Source organism: Paenibacillus sp. J31R30 (assembly GCF_059692115.1).
In genome coordinates this window covers 145,742-159,999 of sequence record NZ_JCAUAV010000011.1, presented here as the reverse complement: position 1 = coordinate 159,999, position 14,258 = coordinate 145,742, and the positions used below count along the sequence as shown (strand labels likewise).

Annotated in this window: 13 protein-coding genes; all 13 read left to right on the top strand. The window is 48.5% G+C overall.

The genetic code is table 11. The annotated features are described in order from the left end of the window. Positions 1-54 precede the first annotated feature (54 nt). A complete protein-coding gene (locus AC58QO_RS26960) occupies positions 55-1,845 on the top strand; it encodes a cache domain-containing sensor histidine kinase (protein WP_497270983.1) in 1,791 nt (596 codons plus the stop codon). Then, complete coding sequence (locus AC58QO_RS26955) at positions 1,842-3,440, top strand: response regulator (protein ID WP_497270981.1); 1,599 nt, start codon at positions 1,842-1,844, stop codon at positions 3,438-3,440. Before AC58QO_RS26960 ends, AC58QO_RS26955 begins: the two co-directional genes overlap by 4 nt. A 16-nt stretch (positions 3,441-3,456) precedes the next feature. Further along, positions 3,457-6,660, top strand: a complete 3,204-nt coding sequence (locus AC58QO_RS26950) for a glycosyl hydrolase (RefSeq protein ID WP_497270979.1) — start codon at positions 3,457-3,459, stop codon at positions 6,658-6,660. 198 nt (positions 6,661-6,858) lie between these two features. Further along, positions 6,859-7,488, top strand: a complete 630-nt coding sequence (upp, locus tag AC58QO_RS26945) for a uracil phosphoribosyltransferase (RefSeq protein ID WP_497270977.1) — start codon at positions 6,859-6,861, stop codon at positions 7,486-7,488. Positions 7,489-7,566: 78 nt separating this feature from the next. After that, on the top strand, positions 7,567-8,703 hold the full coding sequence (gene wecB / locus AC58QO_RS26940; protein ID WP_497270975.1) for a non-hydrolyzing UDP-N-acetylglucosamine 2-epimerase: 1,137 nt from the start codon (positions 7,567-7,569) through the stop codon (positions 8,701-8,703). A gap of 223 nt (positions 8,704-8,926) precedes the next feature. Continuing rightward, a complete protein-coding gene (locus tag AC58QO_RS26935) occupies positions 8,927-9,148 on the top strand; it encodes an AtpZ/AtpI family protein (protein ID WP_056611689.1) in 222 nt (73 codons plus the stop codon). Continuing rightward, a complete protein-coding gene (locus tag AC58QO_RS26930; protein ID WP_497270973.1) occupies positions 9,148-9,528 on the top strand; it encodes an ATP synthase subunit I in 381 nt (126 codons plus the stop codon). The genes AC58QO_RS26935 and AC58QO_RS26930 overlap by 1 nt, the downstream gene beginning before the upstream one ends. Positions 9,529-9,574: 46 nt before the next feature. Then, positions 9,575-10,273, top strand: coding sequence for a F0F1 ATP synthase subunit A (atpB, locus tag AC58QO_RS26925; protein ID WP_497270971.1), 699 nt, complete (start codon positions 9,575-9,577; stop codon positions 10,271-10,273). A gap of 78 nt (positions 10,274-10,351) precedes the next feature. Beyond that, the gene (gene atpE / locus AC58QO_RS26920; protein WP_028556930.1) at positions 10,352-10,576 is read left to right on the top strand and encodes a F0F1 ATP synthase subunit C; all 225 of its coding nucleotides are present in this window, start codon (positions 10,352-10,354) and stop codon (positions 10,574-10,576) included. Positions 10,577-10,654: 78 nt separating this feature from the next. After that, entirely contained in the window at positions 10,655-11,140 is a 486-nt protein-coding gene (gene atpF / locus AC58QO_RS26915) for a F0F1 ATP synthase subunit B (protein WP_236290479.1), read from the top strand. Next, the gene (locus tag AC58QO_RS26910; protein ID WP_497270969.1) at positions 11,137-11,670 is read left to right on the top strand and encodes a F0F1 ATP synthase subunit delta; all 534 of its coding nucleotides are present in this window, start codon (positions 11,137-11,139) and stop codon (positions 11,668-11,670) included. The genes atpF and AC58QO_RS26910 overlap by 4 nt, the downstream gene beginning before the upstream one ends. A 32-nt stretch (positions 11,671-11,702) precedes the next feature. Beyond that, entirely contained in the window at positions 11,703-13,217 is a 1,515-nt protein-coding gene (atpA, locus tag AC58QO_RS26905; RefSeq protein ID WP_068669599.1) for a F0F1 ATP synthase subunit alpha, read from the top strand. A gap of 128 nt (positions 13,218-13,345) precedes the next feature. Further along, positions 13,346-14,203 (top strand): ATP synthase F1 subunit gamma, encoded by an 858-nt coding sequence (gene atpG, locus AC58QO_RS26900; RefSeq protein WP_029195659.1) that lies wholly within the window; start codon positions 13,346-13,348, stop codon positions 14,201-14,203. The last annotated feature ends 55 nt before the right edge of the window (positions 14,204-14,258 follow it).

The window sequence follows — 14,258 nt, the reverse complement described above, 5'->3', positions numbered from 1 at the left end:
AAGGGGAGATGCCTCCTCTTTTTCCACATTGTATAAGCTTCGAGGGGTGCGCACATGCGAGATTGGATCAAGAAATGGTTTCATAACATCTCCTTCCGACTGTTTCTGGTCTGTTTCGTCTTCGTGCTTAGCTCGGAGGCTATTCTAAGCGGCTTATCCTACCGCTATATTAAGAATGAAATTACGTCGAGTCAGCTCAACCAAGCGACACAGTTGCTGCATAAGGAAGAGGAATATATCGATCTTTACTTTCTTCTTGTGCAAAATACAATCGGTCAACTCTCCACTTCAGCTGCTTCGTGGCGCAACGATCTGACGGCTGCGCAAGCTGCCTTAGAGAATGCGTATCGGGAGAACTCGGTCATGCTGACAGACGTGTACGTGATTCGCAAGGATTTGTCCATTCTGGGTGGAAATCCTGTCACCAAGGTCATTAACGACCCTAGAGAAGACCGTGATCCCCTGTATAAAATGGCCTACAGTAACGCTTACGGGGCTGTGACGGTCAGCCAGCCGTACCAAAATTTCTTCTCTGGTTGGACGGTTACCTTTACCAAGGCGATAACCATTGCAGGAGAGCCGATGGCTGTGGCTGTTGATTTGAATCTGATTGCCATGCAGGAGCGTTTGCAGAAAATCGGTGGCGGCAGCAATGATTTGCAGTTAGGCATTATGGACAAAGAGGGACGTGTCGTCCTTGAGCCGGCAGGCAGCCGACTATTTAGTGTTGTCGAGCATCGCTTGCGATTCGACGGCCGGGATGGTCGGGAGCTTGTGGAGTCCAAGGACGATGTCTTTAAAGAGAATATGAATGGAACCGCCGTGACCATTATGAAGAGCATTAATCCGCGAACCAAATGGATTGTATTCGCCTTCTATGACGGAACGACGCTGCAAACCTCGCTCAAGCGCATGGAGACATTTTTCATAGGCTTGCTGCTGCTTGGCTTCTTGCTCAGTGCGTTAACGGCTGGGTTCGTAGCCCGTATGATTAGAACGCCCGTGTATTATCTTATTCGCAAAATAAGCCAAGTTCGTCACGGGGATTTGAACGTGAACATATCAAGCACACGCCGTGATGAGTTCGGCAAGCTGGCTGAAACGTTCGACGAAATGCTGCGTCAAATTAGGACTTTAATCGAGCACGTGAACCGTGGCGAGCGTAAGAAGAAAGAGTTGGAGATCGAGGTGCTCCAGTCTCAAATCAACCCTCATTTTCTGTACAACACGCTAGGGTCTATCTCTAATGTGGTCGCATTTGGCCGCTATCACGAGGTGGATAACATCATTGAGGCACTGATTTCGATTCTGGAATACGGGATTACGGAGTTCTCAGATCGAGTTAGCTTGGAGCAGGAGCTTCGGAATGTGAAGGATTATTTATATATCCAGAAAATCCGATACGATTGTGAATTTGAGCTGATCGAGGAGATCGATCCGATCACCTTACAGCTTCCTGTGCTGCGCATGGCGCTTCAGCCGATTGTGGAGAATAGCATTTTTCACGGGTACGCAGGCGGACGTAAATCAGGGGCAATCCGGTTATCCGCTGCTCGTCGGGACGGCAATCTCGTCATTGAGGTTGAGGATGAAGGCGTCGGCATGACGGCTGACAAAGCCACGGAGCTTCTGTTGGCGGATCCTGTGGAGAAAAATTTCGATCACCGTAAACGAATTGGCTTGTACAACATTCATCAACGAATACGTTTGAACTACGGGGAGCCTTATGGGCTTAGTGTATGGAGCGAACCAGGGCGTGGAACATGTGTAACACTTACATTCCCAGACGATACGTCACAAGAGCACGTGAAGCAGGAGGAACGAGGAAGGGGGGAGGCGCAATGAGAGAGGTGACTTGCCTCATTGTGGATGATGAACCGCCGATGGTGAAGCGGTTAGAGACGTATTTCGAGCGATGGACGGAGCGGCGGATGCCTTTTCGACTGGTTGGTCGTGCCTATTCAGGCGTTGAAGCCCTCGAGCAGGCTGAACAGCTGCGCCCTGATCTGATTATCACGGATATCGTGATGCCAGGGATGGATGGAATTGAGCTCGTGCGACAGCTTCGGGAACGTTTGCCTGGCGTGGAAGTCATCATCCTAAGCGCCTATTCCGACTTCGCTTATGCCAAACAAGCGATTGCCATGGGTGTGTTTGAATATCTGGTCAAGGTGCCTCTGCGTGAAGAGGATGTACGCACGGCTTTATCCAAAGCGCGTGACAACGTAATCGCTCGCGAGGAGAAGGAGCGGCGGCTGCAAAGTCTCAGCGGCTCGGTGAAGGAGAACTCGTATCGACTGCGTAAGCATCTCCTGGAAGAGCTGCTGCGCGGGGAAGTATCCGATCCTGTTATGGATCGCCGAAGCGCGGAGCTGGTGCCAGGCTTTGAGCCGCGGCAATATGGCTGTTTAACTGTTCGTTTTGATAACTACGAGGTGTTCTGCTCGGAGTACTCGCCAGCTGACCGCAACATGCTGAAGTACGGCATGCTGAATATCATTGAAGAAGTGCTGCAGGAAAAAGGGAGCTGTTTCGCTTGTGAGTTGCAGCAGGGCGTCATCGTTGCTCTTGCTACGATTCGGGCGGGCAGCGAACAATCGTTCGATCGAATCTGCTACGAGCTCGGGGAGAGTATTCGCGACGCGATTAAGACGTATTTGCGGATATCGGTATCCGTTGGCGTTAGCCGTATGCATCATGGTTGGGGGCATGCTTCAGCCGCTTATGACGAGGCCAAAGGTGCGCTTGCGGACACCTTCTATGCCAGCTTTGGCACGGTGGTTACGCCAAATCGGCGGATAGGCTACACCGAGAGCGACTGGCGTGAGCTGACAGAACGCTTCGAGCTTACGCTCGAGCGGATGAATACAAAGTCGAACGGTGAAGCGCTCACGCCGTTGCTTCATGTGCTGCACAGTCATCGCGTTATCCCAAGCAAGCTGCTCAGCTATGTCGAGGGCTGGTGTACGCGGCTTCGGCAGCGGCTGCTTCCTGCGGGGCATGCCGATTTAGCGGCTATGGCTGTATTTACGGATTGCACGCATCTGCATCAGCTCGTTGAACGGCTGCGCATCGAGTGGGAAAGGCTTCATGCACACGCAGAAGGGAGCGGTCTTCGCCCCGAAATGGTCAAAGCGATGCGTTTCGTTGAGGATCACCTAAAGGAATCGATTTCCCTCGGCGTCGTAGCGGAGCATATTCATTTGAATCCATCTTATGTGAGCGAGCTTTTCAAAAAAGAATTAGGGATCAATTTCACCGACTACGTCTCCAAACGCAGGATTGAGAGGGCTATTGAGCTGCTGCGCAAGAGTGATTATTCCAATTTAGAGCTGGCAGAGGCTGTTGGCGTTCATAATGAGAAGTATTTTTGTACCTTGTTCAAAAAAATAACCGGGACCTCTCCACAGAAGTTTGTAGCGGCAAGCTGGAGGGATTGACGAGGAGAGAGTTGCTTTGCTATCGAAGAAGGAAGCTCGAGATCAATTCGAAGAGTCGATTTATCATAATCCACCTGCCGCTTATAGGAGCGCTCCGTTCTGGTCATGGAACGACAAGCTGGAGCCAGAGGAGCTGCGCAGGCAGATTGGCGAGATGAAGCGGGCAGGGTTAGGCGGCTTCTTCATGCATACAAGGCAAGGGTTGCTTACAACGTACATGGGAGAAGCGTTTTTGGATGCGGTTGAGATTGCGGTGGAAGAGGCGAAGACCCAAGGGCTTGAAGCTTGGTGCTACGATGAGAACGGTTGGCCTAGTGGAACGGCGAATGGTGTTGTTCCGGCACTGGGATATGCGTTTCAGCAGAAGTCGTTGGAGGGTGTTCAGGTTAGGAATGGACACGATGAGAAAACCCTTCAACATCTCATAAAGCTGAGGCAGGAACCGGACTTTATGTACCTGCTTGTACGCCGAGAGAAGGATGCGAAATGGCGGGTGCAGGAGGCTTTTTCTGTCGAGCAGGCAGATGGGAGTTCTGTTGAAGACTGGGATGTAGGCATGGCCGTGATGTGCCGCGTCAATCCTTACTATATTGATATCCTTTCTGGAAAAGCGATCGAGGCGTTCCTTCAGGCATGCCACGAGGCTTATTTCCAGCGTCTGGGGGACCGCTTCGGCGAGGGCGGTATGCCTGGTATTTTCACAGATGAGTTTAAATTCTCAGGCATTCCTTGGTCGATTGAATTGGACGCCGATTATATCGAACGCTACGGGGAATCGTTGGCGAATGCCGTAGGATGGGTGTTGGCCGAGGTAGAAGAAGGCAATTCAGCCATGTTGGAAGCCGCCTATCGAGCGCGCTATCGGTTCTGGCATCTCGTGAGCGAACGATTCCAAACGTCTGTTCGTATCGTCGCTGATTGGTGCGAAGCGCATGGCTGGCAGCTGACAGGCCACTTCATGGGCGAAGATACCCTCATGGATCAAATGCAGTATACGGCTGGCGTGATGCCGCTGTATGAGCGGATGCATATGCCGGGCATTGATATGCTGGGGCGGACGCCGCGCAGTGTGCTGCTGCCTAAGCAGGCTGCCTCGGTAGCGCGGCAGTTAGGCAAGCCGTTCGTGATCACCGAAACCTTCGGTTGCTGTGGCTGGAACTTAAGCTTTCGCGAGATGAAAAAGATCGCCGAATGGCAGTTTGTCCTAGGCGTGAATCGACTGTGCCCGCATCTGCAATCGTACTCGATTCGCGGGGTTCGGAAGCGGGACTATCCGCCTTCGCTCTATATCCAGCAGCCATGGTGGGATGTCTATGGCAAGTTTAATGATTACTTTGCCAGGCTTACTTATCTATTGACCCTAGGTAAGGCTGTGCCGGGGGTTCTCGTGCTGCACCCGATGCGCTCGGCTTGGCTGCTGCAAAACGGGAAAGACAAAGCAGCTCTTGCGTATTTGCAGGATCGAATGGACGGGTTGGCAGAGCAATTACTGGCGCTTCAACGCGATTTCGATTACGGGGATGAAGTGCTGATGCGTGAGTACGGCAGCACCTCCTCGGACGGATTGCTACAGGTGGGCGAACAGCAATACGACACGGTAATCATCAGTGATGTGCTTACACTGGAATCTTCGACATTTACATTGTTAAAGCTGTTTGCAGAGGCTGGGGGAAAGGTCATCCTGGCGGGCGAAGCGCCTCGTTATTTGGTAGGTGTACGGAGCGATGAGCTGGCGTCTTGGTTCTTGAGCGATTGTGTGGTTCGTATTTCGGCATCCGAGGAGTTGGGTGAACAGGTTCATATACGTAAGGATTGGATACCTATAGAGGGTACCTCATCGGAAGCGCTGAGCAAACTCTATGTGCAGGAACGGCGAATGCCAGGTGTGACACTGCTGTATGCCGTGCATACAGGTGATACCGAGATGATCGAGTTGGAGATTCCTGTGTCGGATCGGCGAGTGTGGATTGAGCTGGATTTGGAAAATGGAGAAAAGGCTGAAGCTGATACACGCACGCTGTCGGTTAGCCTGAAGTTGGCACCAGGTGATTCGAGGTTCTTCATAGTGTGGGACAGCTTGGCTGCGCCGGAACAAGAATCAACTCCCACCAGACAATCGCATGCAGTTGCACCCTCACCCTCACCAATTGAGAAAACATGCTCAATCATAGAAGTGAACATGGAGGCTCCATGGGACTATGAGCTATCGGCACCTAATGTCCTGACATTGGATTATGCCGCTTATCGTTTGGACGGTGGCGAGTGGTCATCACCAACCTATGTGCTGAACATTCAGGAGAATTGTATCGCGTTGCAGCGACCAGTGCACATTGAGCTGGAGTTTATGTTCGAGACGGATGCCGAGCTTATGCGGCATACCGATCTTTCGCAGTGGAAGTTAGCTGTAGAACGTCCAGAGCACTGGGAGCTGGAAGTCAACGGGCAGCGGATTCGAGCCGAGGACACAGATGGTTGGTATGGTGGTGACCGCAGCTTTCCGACGCTGAGGATCGGTGACTATGTGCGGGAGGGTCGGAATCATATCCGCATGTCGGGAGCCTTTTACTGTAACGAGGATGTCTATCGGTTCTTCGGCGTGGCGGGTGCCAACTTGGCTCCGATTCGTAATAAGCTCACCTTCGATGTTGAAATCGAAAGCATCTATGTATTGGGCCCATTCGCTGTGAAACCGAATAGTGACTGGGAGCGGGCCGAGCGAGAGGCGTTGTGGACGGAAGGTCCATTTACGTTGACCACATTGCCGAAGCAGCTTCATTTGACGGATGTCACAAAGCAGGGACTGGTGTTCTACGCCGGTCGTATTAACGTAGGCAAAATCATCACCTTACCCGAGCATGTGTTGAAACGTATTCGTGATGAGGGCAGCAGGCTCGTCCTACAGTGGGATGGGATGCGTTGTCCAGCAATGAACATCTCAGCGAATGGCGGTTCCTCTCATACCATTCTATGGGGAGCCCATCAGCTAGACCTAACAGATGAAATAAAAGGCGATTCATTGTTGCTTCAAATCGAACTATTGACCAGCGGTCGAAATACATTCGGGCCACACCATCATCTAAAAGGTGAAGTGACCTTCGTCGGCCCGACTAGCTTTACCGACAAAATCGGTTGGGTTGACGCTGGCGCCGACAAGATTTGGACCGATCGCTACTGCTTTGTCAGCTGTGGGCTGATCGGGCTGCAACTCGCGCTCGTTTGATACAAGATAAACTCGAATAAACCCTTGGAAGGGCACGTTCTCAGATGGAGAGTGCGGCTCGCGAGGGTTTTTTGCTGTGATTTTACACCCTTTGCAAAACAGTCCAACTTGTTGGGTTCTACAGCAGATAAGTTGGATAACATATGATATAATGGACGAGGTTTGTCTGACCTACAAGCTTATACATAGGAGGAACATATGGGTAAAGTACATATTTGCGATCATCCGCTTATCCAGCATAAGCTTACTTATATTCGGGATGAGAACACGACAACGAAGGATTTCAGAGCGCTTGTCGATGAAGTTGCTACATTAATGGTTTATGAAATTACAAGAGATTTGCCTCTACAGCGAGTGCAAGTGAAAACCCCGGTTACAACAGCAGATTGCCATGTTATTTCGGGCAGAATGTTAGGACTGATCCCTATTTTGCGTGCAGGCTTAGGTATGGTTGATGGCGTGCTAAAGCTGATGCCAGCTGCAAAAGTAGGACATGTTGGTCTCTATCGTGATCCGGATACGCTTCAACCTGTTGAGTATTATGTGAAGCTGCCTACCGATGTATTGGAGCGGGATTTACTTGTTATTGACCCCATGCTCGCAACAGGCGGATCTGCCAACGCAGCGATTGAAGTGCTGAAACGCAGAGGCTGTACACGTATTAAGCTCATGTGCCTCATTGCTGCACCAGAGGGCGTAGCTTCTGTGCAAAAAGAACATCCTGACGTCGATATCTACGTCGCAGCCGTTGACGATCATTTGAACGATCATGGCTACATTGTGCCTGGTCTCGGGGATGCTGGGGATCGACTATACGGCACGGATTAATTTTTGAACAAAAGTAACGCTTACGAAGTCAGTTTTCCTGAAAGAAAACTTGAAGGAACTTAAGGGGAGAAGAAACCGATGAAACGTCTAAAAGTGATTACGATCTTCGGCACAAGACCTGAAGCTATCAAAATGGCTCCGCTCATTCTCGAACTGGAGAAGCACCCTGAGCAGATTGAATCCTTGGTTTGCGTAACTGCGCAGCATCGCCAAATGCTGGACCAAGTGCTTGATATTTTCAAAATCACACCAAACTTTGATCTTAACGTGATGAAGGATCGCCAAACATTGAATGAGATCACCATGCGCGTGCTGCAAGGCTTGGAGCCTGTGTTCCAAGAAGCAAAGCCAGATCTAATTCTTGTACATGGGGATACACTGACAACGTTCCTCGCGAGCTATGCAGCATTTATGCAGCAGATTCAAGTAGGTCACGTGGAAGCGGGTCTTCGTACGTGGAACAAATTGTCGCCATATCCAGAGGAAATGAACCGTCAATTAACAGGCGTTATCGCTGATCTGCATTTTGCACCTACACAGCAATCGGCAGATAACCTGCGCAAAGAAAATAAATCAGAGTCCCAAATTTATGTAACGGGCAATACGGTTACGGATGTATTTAAATATACGGTACAACAAAAATTTGATCATCCTGTATTGGAGTGGGCGGCTGGTCGCAAGTTGATTCTAATGACGGCGCATCGTCGGGAAGCTCAAGGTGAGCCTCATCGCCAAATTTTCCGTGCGGTGAAGCGTATTGCTGATGAGTTCGAGGATATTGCCATCGTTTATCCGGTGCATCCGAGCCCAGCGGTTAAAGAGCCGGCACATGAGATTCTTGGAAATCACCCACGCATTAAGCTAGTTGAGCCTTTCGACGTGTTCGAGTTCCATAACTTCTATCCGCATGCGCATATGATTCTAACGGACTCCGGTGGTCTGCAAGAAGAAGCACCTTCCTTTGGCGTGCCTGTTCTGGTTCTACGTGATACAACAGAGCGTCCAGAAGGCATTCAAGCAGGGACTTTGGAGCTAGTTGGAACAGATGAAGAAGTCGTCTATACACGTGCTCGTGCGCTGTTAACCGATCCAGATTTGTACAATAAAATGAGCCAAGCTGCGAACCCTTACGGAGATGGAAAAGCGTCAGAACGTATTGTTCAAGCGATTCTCCATCACTTCGGTAGGACTACGGAGCGCCCAGAAGCATTCTAACCGTGACAAAATCATGACAAACGCTACAGCGTACAGTTGGACTGTTCGGTTTGAAAATGCGCAAACCCTAGAGCCGCAAGGCTCTAAGGAGTTTTGTGAGATGTGACAAATGAAGTTCCGTCAATTGACAAAGTTAGCATGGCTTCGATACAATGAATGAGGATTCGTAGCAGATGAGCTACGAGACGCGTTTTCCCATGTGGAAAACACCCAGGAGGGTGCAATGAAACGGCCAAATTCCAATGATAATCCTTGGCGGGCAGTAGCGTTAACTAGTGCAATTGGCATAGACCTTGTCGTATGTTTGGCAGCTGGATATTTCTTCGGTGATTGGTTAAGTGGCGCACTAGGTGGACAGATCTGGTTGTTAGTCGGGTTTTTACTTGGGCTTGTAACCGGCATCATGAGCATTTACTTCATGATTAAGCGGTACGGAGGGCTATGATGGACGACTTTTCAGCCACTCTGAAAACGGTTCAAAATGTATTTCTTTTCTTTTTATCCTTTTGTTTGGCTGCATGGGCGCTTCTTGTCGATTACCGGATTTACGTTGCAGGGATAATGCTTGGAGCTTGTGCGAGTATGATCAATGCAAGGTTCTTAGCCTGGAAAATTAACAAGCTGGCAGCAGCTGCGATAGAGCAGAAAGGGCGCAAGGTAACCCTTGGTTTTCTGACAAGGGCAGCAGTCGCTGGGTTTGTCGGTTTGGTTGCCGTCAGGTATCCCGAACATGTTGCATTAACTACGACGATTGTTGGATACTTTTTTGCTCAATTGGCAACACTCGTACTGGGTATTCTTTCTATTAAGAAGTCTAAGAAGTAATTCCACGATGTAACTTCCACGGATGAAAGGGGTGAAAATGGAAAATATGGAACATAAGGTACCAGAGTTTGAGTGGTTAGGCATTCATTTCGATGCATCAGCATTGATGATGATCGGAATTACCACAGTTATCGTGCTTATTCTTGCAATTGCAGGCGCTAGCCGAGCATCCGTAACGAATCCTTCGAAACTTCAAAACTTCATGGAATGGACGATTGAGTTTGTAGAAGGCATTATTGGAAGCACGATCGGTTCCAAGCATGGCAAAGGATTTATTGCACTTGGTCTTACGCTCATCATGTATATCTTTATCGGCAACATGCTCGGACTTCCTTTCTCAATCGTAACGGAAGATCACGTATCTTGGTGGAAATCACCTACAGCTGATATCGCTGTTACAGGAGCCTTAACGATTATCGTTATCTTCATAAGTCACTACTTAGGGATAACGCGCAACACAAAGCATTACTTCGCGCATTACTTTGAGTTCAAAGGGGCAATGTTGATCCTTCATTTAATTGAAGTTGTATCCAAGCCACTTACGCTTGCGTTCCGTCTTTACGGTAACATTTATGCAGGTGAAATCATGATATCTGTCATTGTTGGAGCAGGTTGGTTTGGAATTGCGCCTCTCTTCGTATGGCAGGGCTTCAGTGTGTTCGTTGGTGCGATTCAAGCCTTCGTATTCACGATGCTGACCATGGTTTATATCTCACAAACATTGATTCACGAAGAAAAGCACTAAGCATTAGACTTACCTCGGGAAGTCTCGAGTCACTTATACAACAACAAAAACTTAAGAGTTTAAGGGAGGATTTTATCAATGGGAGCAATAGCATTAGTAGCAGCAGGTATCGTATTCGGTTTGGGAGCACTAGGTGCAGGTATTGGTAACGGTTTGATCGTAGGTCGCGCTTTGGAAGGTATTTCCCGTCAACCAGAACTTCGTGGTACGCTTCAAACAACAATGTTTATCGGGGTAGGTCTAGTTGAGGCAATGCCGGTCGTTGCATTGGTTCTTGCGTTCATCTTTATGGGAAAAGCTTAAGAAATCGTTTGGCGTTGATGGCCGTAGTCGCCACCACGCCTTCGTTTTGCCCACGTTATCAGAAGGGAGTGACGTTACTTGCATATTGAATGGTCCACATTTTTTATACAACTTATCGCGTTTTTGATTCTGTATGTGTTGCTTTCCAAATTTGCGTTCGGTCCTCTGTTTGGCATGATGGAAAAACGCAGACAATTGGTGAAAGATCAAATACAAACAGCTGAAGCAAGCCGTAAGCAAGCTGATCAATTGTTAGAGGAACAAAAGCAAGCGCTGCAACAAACTCGTAAGGAAGCTTACGATATTATTGAGCAAGCGAAGCATACTGGTTCCAAGCAAGCGGATGATATTATTCATGCTGCTAGTGCAGAAGCTTCACGTCTGAAAGACGAAGCCTTGAAAGATATCGAGAATGAGAAGAACAAAGCGGTTGCCGCTCTTCGCAGCCAAGTTGGCGCGATGTCCGTTCTGATCGCATCCAAAATTATTGAGAAACAAATCGACGAAAAGTCACAAGAAGAACTTGTTGAGCATTACCTCAAAGAGGTAGGAGGCAACGTATGAGTGACATCGTCGTAGCGAAGCGTTATGCCAAAGCTTTATTCGAAGTAGCGAAGGAAAAGAATATCATTTCCCAAGTTGAAGAAGAGCTTAAATCTGTAGCTAGTGCGATTAGGGATAATGCAGACTTGCAGAAGTTCCTGAACCATCCGAACATCGGGAATACCGCTAAGACGGACCTGCTGAAGCAGATTTTCGAAGGCAAAGTTTCCGAACCGGTGTGGAACACGCTGCTTGTCTTGATTGATAAAGGTAGACAGTCCATTGTTTCTGCTTTGGCGAATGATTATGCCAAAGTTGCGAATGAGGCCCTCGGTCAAGCGAGTGCGACTGTATACTCTGCATACGTACTTTCGGATGCACAACAAGCTGAGATTGCTTCACATTTCAGTAAAGTTACTGGTAAGACGATCCGTGTTTCGTCTGTGGTTGAGCCTAAGCTGCTCGGCGGCATTCAAGTACGTATCGGTGATCGTTTATATGATGGAAGCTTGGCAGGCAAACTTGATCGTTTGGCCAAAGCGTTAGTTTAATATAAGCACTGTAAGAATAGGGGTGAAGTTCGTTGAGTATCAAACCTGAAGAAATCAGCTCATTGATTAAACAACAGATTGAAAACTATAATTCCGATATCCAAGTAGTTGATGTAGGTACAGTCATTCAAGTAGGTGACGGTATTGCTCGTGCTCACGGCTTGGAAAACGTTATGGCAGGCGAGCTGCTTGAGTTCCCAAGCGGCGTACTAGGCTATGCTTTTAACCTTGAGGAAAGCAACGTAGGTATCGTTATTCTTGGACCTTACAGAGATATTCGTGAAGGCGACCAAGTTAAACGCACAGGCCGTATCATGGAGGTTCCAGTTGGTGAAGAACTTCTAGGCCGTGTAGTTAACTCCTTGGGTCAACCTGTCGATGGCAGAGGTCCAATCAACACAACAGCGTTCCGCCCTGTAGAGAACATGGCTCCAGGCGTAATGGCTCGTAAATCCGTACATGAACCAATGCAAACAGGTATTAAAGCGATTGACGCTATGGTACCAGTTGGCCGTGGTCAACGTGAGTTGATCATTGGTGACCGTCAAACAGGTAAAACGGCGATTGCGATCGACGCAATCATCAACCAAAAAGGCAATGGCGTAAAATGTATCTACGTTGCTATCGGTCAAAAACAATCCACAGTTGTAGGTGTTGTTGAAACCCTTCGTGCTGCTGGTGCGCTTGACTACACAATCGTAGTAACAGCTTCCGCTTCCGAGCCTTCACCGATGCTATGGTTAGCTCCATACTCCGGTTGTGCTATGGCTGAGTACTTCATGTACAAAGGCGAGCACGTTCTTATCGTATACGATGACTTGTCCAAACAAGCTGCCGCATACCGTGAGTTGTCTCTCTTGCTTCGTCGTCCACCAGGTCGTGAAGCTTATCCAGGGGACGTATTCTACTTGCACTCCCGTTTGCTAGAGCGTGCTGCGAAATTGAACGATGAGCTTGGCGGAGGTTCCATTACGGCACTTCCATTCATCGAGACACAAGCAGGCGATATCTCTGCATACATTCCAACGAACGTAATTTCCATCACCGATGGTCAAATCTTCTTGGAATCCGATTTGTTCTACTCCGGTCAGCGCCCAGCGGTTAACGTTGGTAACTCTGTATCCCGTGTAGGGGGCTCCGCTCAAACGAAAGCGATGAAAAAAGTTGCGGGTACACTTCGTGTTGACTTGGCACAATATCGTGAGCTTGCTGCGTTTGCTGCATTCGGATCCGATTTGGATAGAGCGACTAAAGCTCGTTTGGATCGTGGGGTTCGTACGCTTGAAATCTTGAAACAAGGCGTTCACCAACCAATGTCTTTGGAGAAGCAAGTTGCTTCCCTTTACACGGTTGTAAAAGGCCATGTGGATGATATTCCAGTTCAAGACGTAACGCGTTTCGAAGCACAATTCTTGGCTTTCTTGGAATCCAACCGTCCTGAAATTCTGCATAGCATTCGTGACACGAAAGATATTACTGCGGATAACGATAAAGCATTGGTTGATGCAATCAATACATTTAAAAAGAGCTTTGCAGTTTCAGAATAATTCATGATGGCAGAGCTTCATGCTCAAAGTGAAGCTCTTGCTACCATGTGAATCCTGGGCAGGCGGACGCCTGAATTCAGGTCTTCGAATGAAGGCTTTTCTAAGCCTCAAAAGAGAGGTGAGCAGGTATGGCAAAAGGAATGCGCGAGATTAAGCGCCAAATTAAATCCACACAAAGCACGAAGCAAATCACGAGAGCAATGGAAATGGTTGCAGCAGCTAACTTACGTAGAGCACAGCAATCAGCGGAAGCGGCACGTCCGTACTCCGAGAAGTTGAAGGAAGTGGTTGCAAGCATTGCAGCTGGCACCAAAGGCGTGAAGCACCCGATGCTACAATCACGTGAAGTGAAGAAAACGGCCTATTTGGTCATTACTTCCGACCGTGGTCTCGCTGGTGGTTACAATGCCAACGTGTTGCGTAAAGCAATGACTGAAATTCGTGAAAATCATAAATCAACAGCTGAGTACTCCGTCTTCGTAATCGGACGTAAAGGAAGCAATTTCTTCTCGAAACGAAATATTCCGATTGTTGAAGAAGTAACCGGTGTTCCGGATACGCCAAAATTCTCGGATATTAAGCCTGTTGCAACTGCAGCGGTGGCTAATTTCGTTAACGGCACGTATGACCAGCTGTTCCTGATTTACAACAAGTTCCAAAATGCAATTACCCAAATTCCAACCATGATTCGTCTACTTCCTATGGAAGATGTATCCGGCGTGGCTGCAGCTAGCTATGAGTATGAGCCGTCACCGGAAGGCGTTCTGGAAGTACTGCTCCCTAAATATGCTGAGACGCTTATTTACAGTGCTGTTCTGGAAGGTAAAGCAAGTGAGTTTGGCGCGAGAATGACAGCGATGAACTCAGCAACGAAGAATGCAACGAAGATGATCAGCAGCTACACATTGGCTTACAACCGTGCGCGCCAAGCTTCGATTACGCAAGAGATTTCGGAAATCGTAGCTGGAGCTAACGCGAACGCATAATGTCCACATAAGAATTTATATGTTTTCGACGAGTCGGAAAATTAAATTCTTATTG

What these genes read in the sequence shown, in the direction of transcription:
- AC58QO_RS26960 (WP_497270983.1), top strand. Translation starts at nt 55, where the DNA reads ATGCGAGATTGGATCAAGAAATGGTTTCATAACATCTCCTTCCGACTG.
- AC58QO_RS26955 (WP_497270981.1), top strand. Translation starts at nt 1,842, where the DNA reads ATGAGAGAGGTGACTTGCCTCATTGTGGATGATGAACCGCCGATGGTG.
- upp (WP_497270977.1), top strand. Translation starts at nt 6,859, where the DNA reads ATGGGTAAAGTACATATTTGCGATCATCCGCTTATCCAGCATAAGCTT.
- wecB (WP_497270975.1), top strand. Translation starts at nt 7,567, where the DNA reads ATGAAACGTCTAAAAGTGATTACGATCTTCGGCACAAGACCTGAAGCT.
- AC58QO_RS26935 (WP_056611689.1), top strand. Translation starts at nt 8,927, where the DNA reads ATGAAACGGCCAAATTCCAATGATAATCCTTGGCGGGCAGTAGCGTTA.
- AC58QO_RS26930 (WP_497270973.1), top strand. Translation starts at nt 9,148, where the DNA reads ATGGACGACTTTTCAGCCACTCTGAAAACGGTTCAAAATGTATTTCTT.
- atpB (WP_497270971.1), top strand. Translation starts at nt 9,575, where the DNA reads ATGGAACATAAGGTACCAGAGTTTGAGTGGTTAGGCATTCATTTCGAT.
- atpE (WP_028556930.1), top strand. Translation starts at nt 10,352, where the DNA reads ATGGGAGCAATAGCATTAGTAGCAGCAGGTATCGTATTCGGTTTGGGA.
- AC58QO_RS26910 (WP_497270969.1), top strand. Translation starts at nt 11,137, where the DNA reads ATGAGTGACATCGTCGTAGCGAAGCGTTATGCCAAAGCTTTATTCGAA.
- atpG (WP_029195659.1), top strand. Translation starts at nt 13,346, where the DNA reads ATGGCAAAAGGAATGCGCGAGATTAAGCGCCAAATTAAATCCACACAA.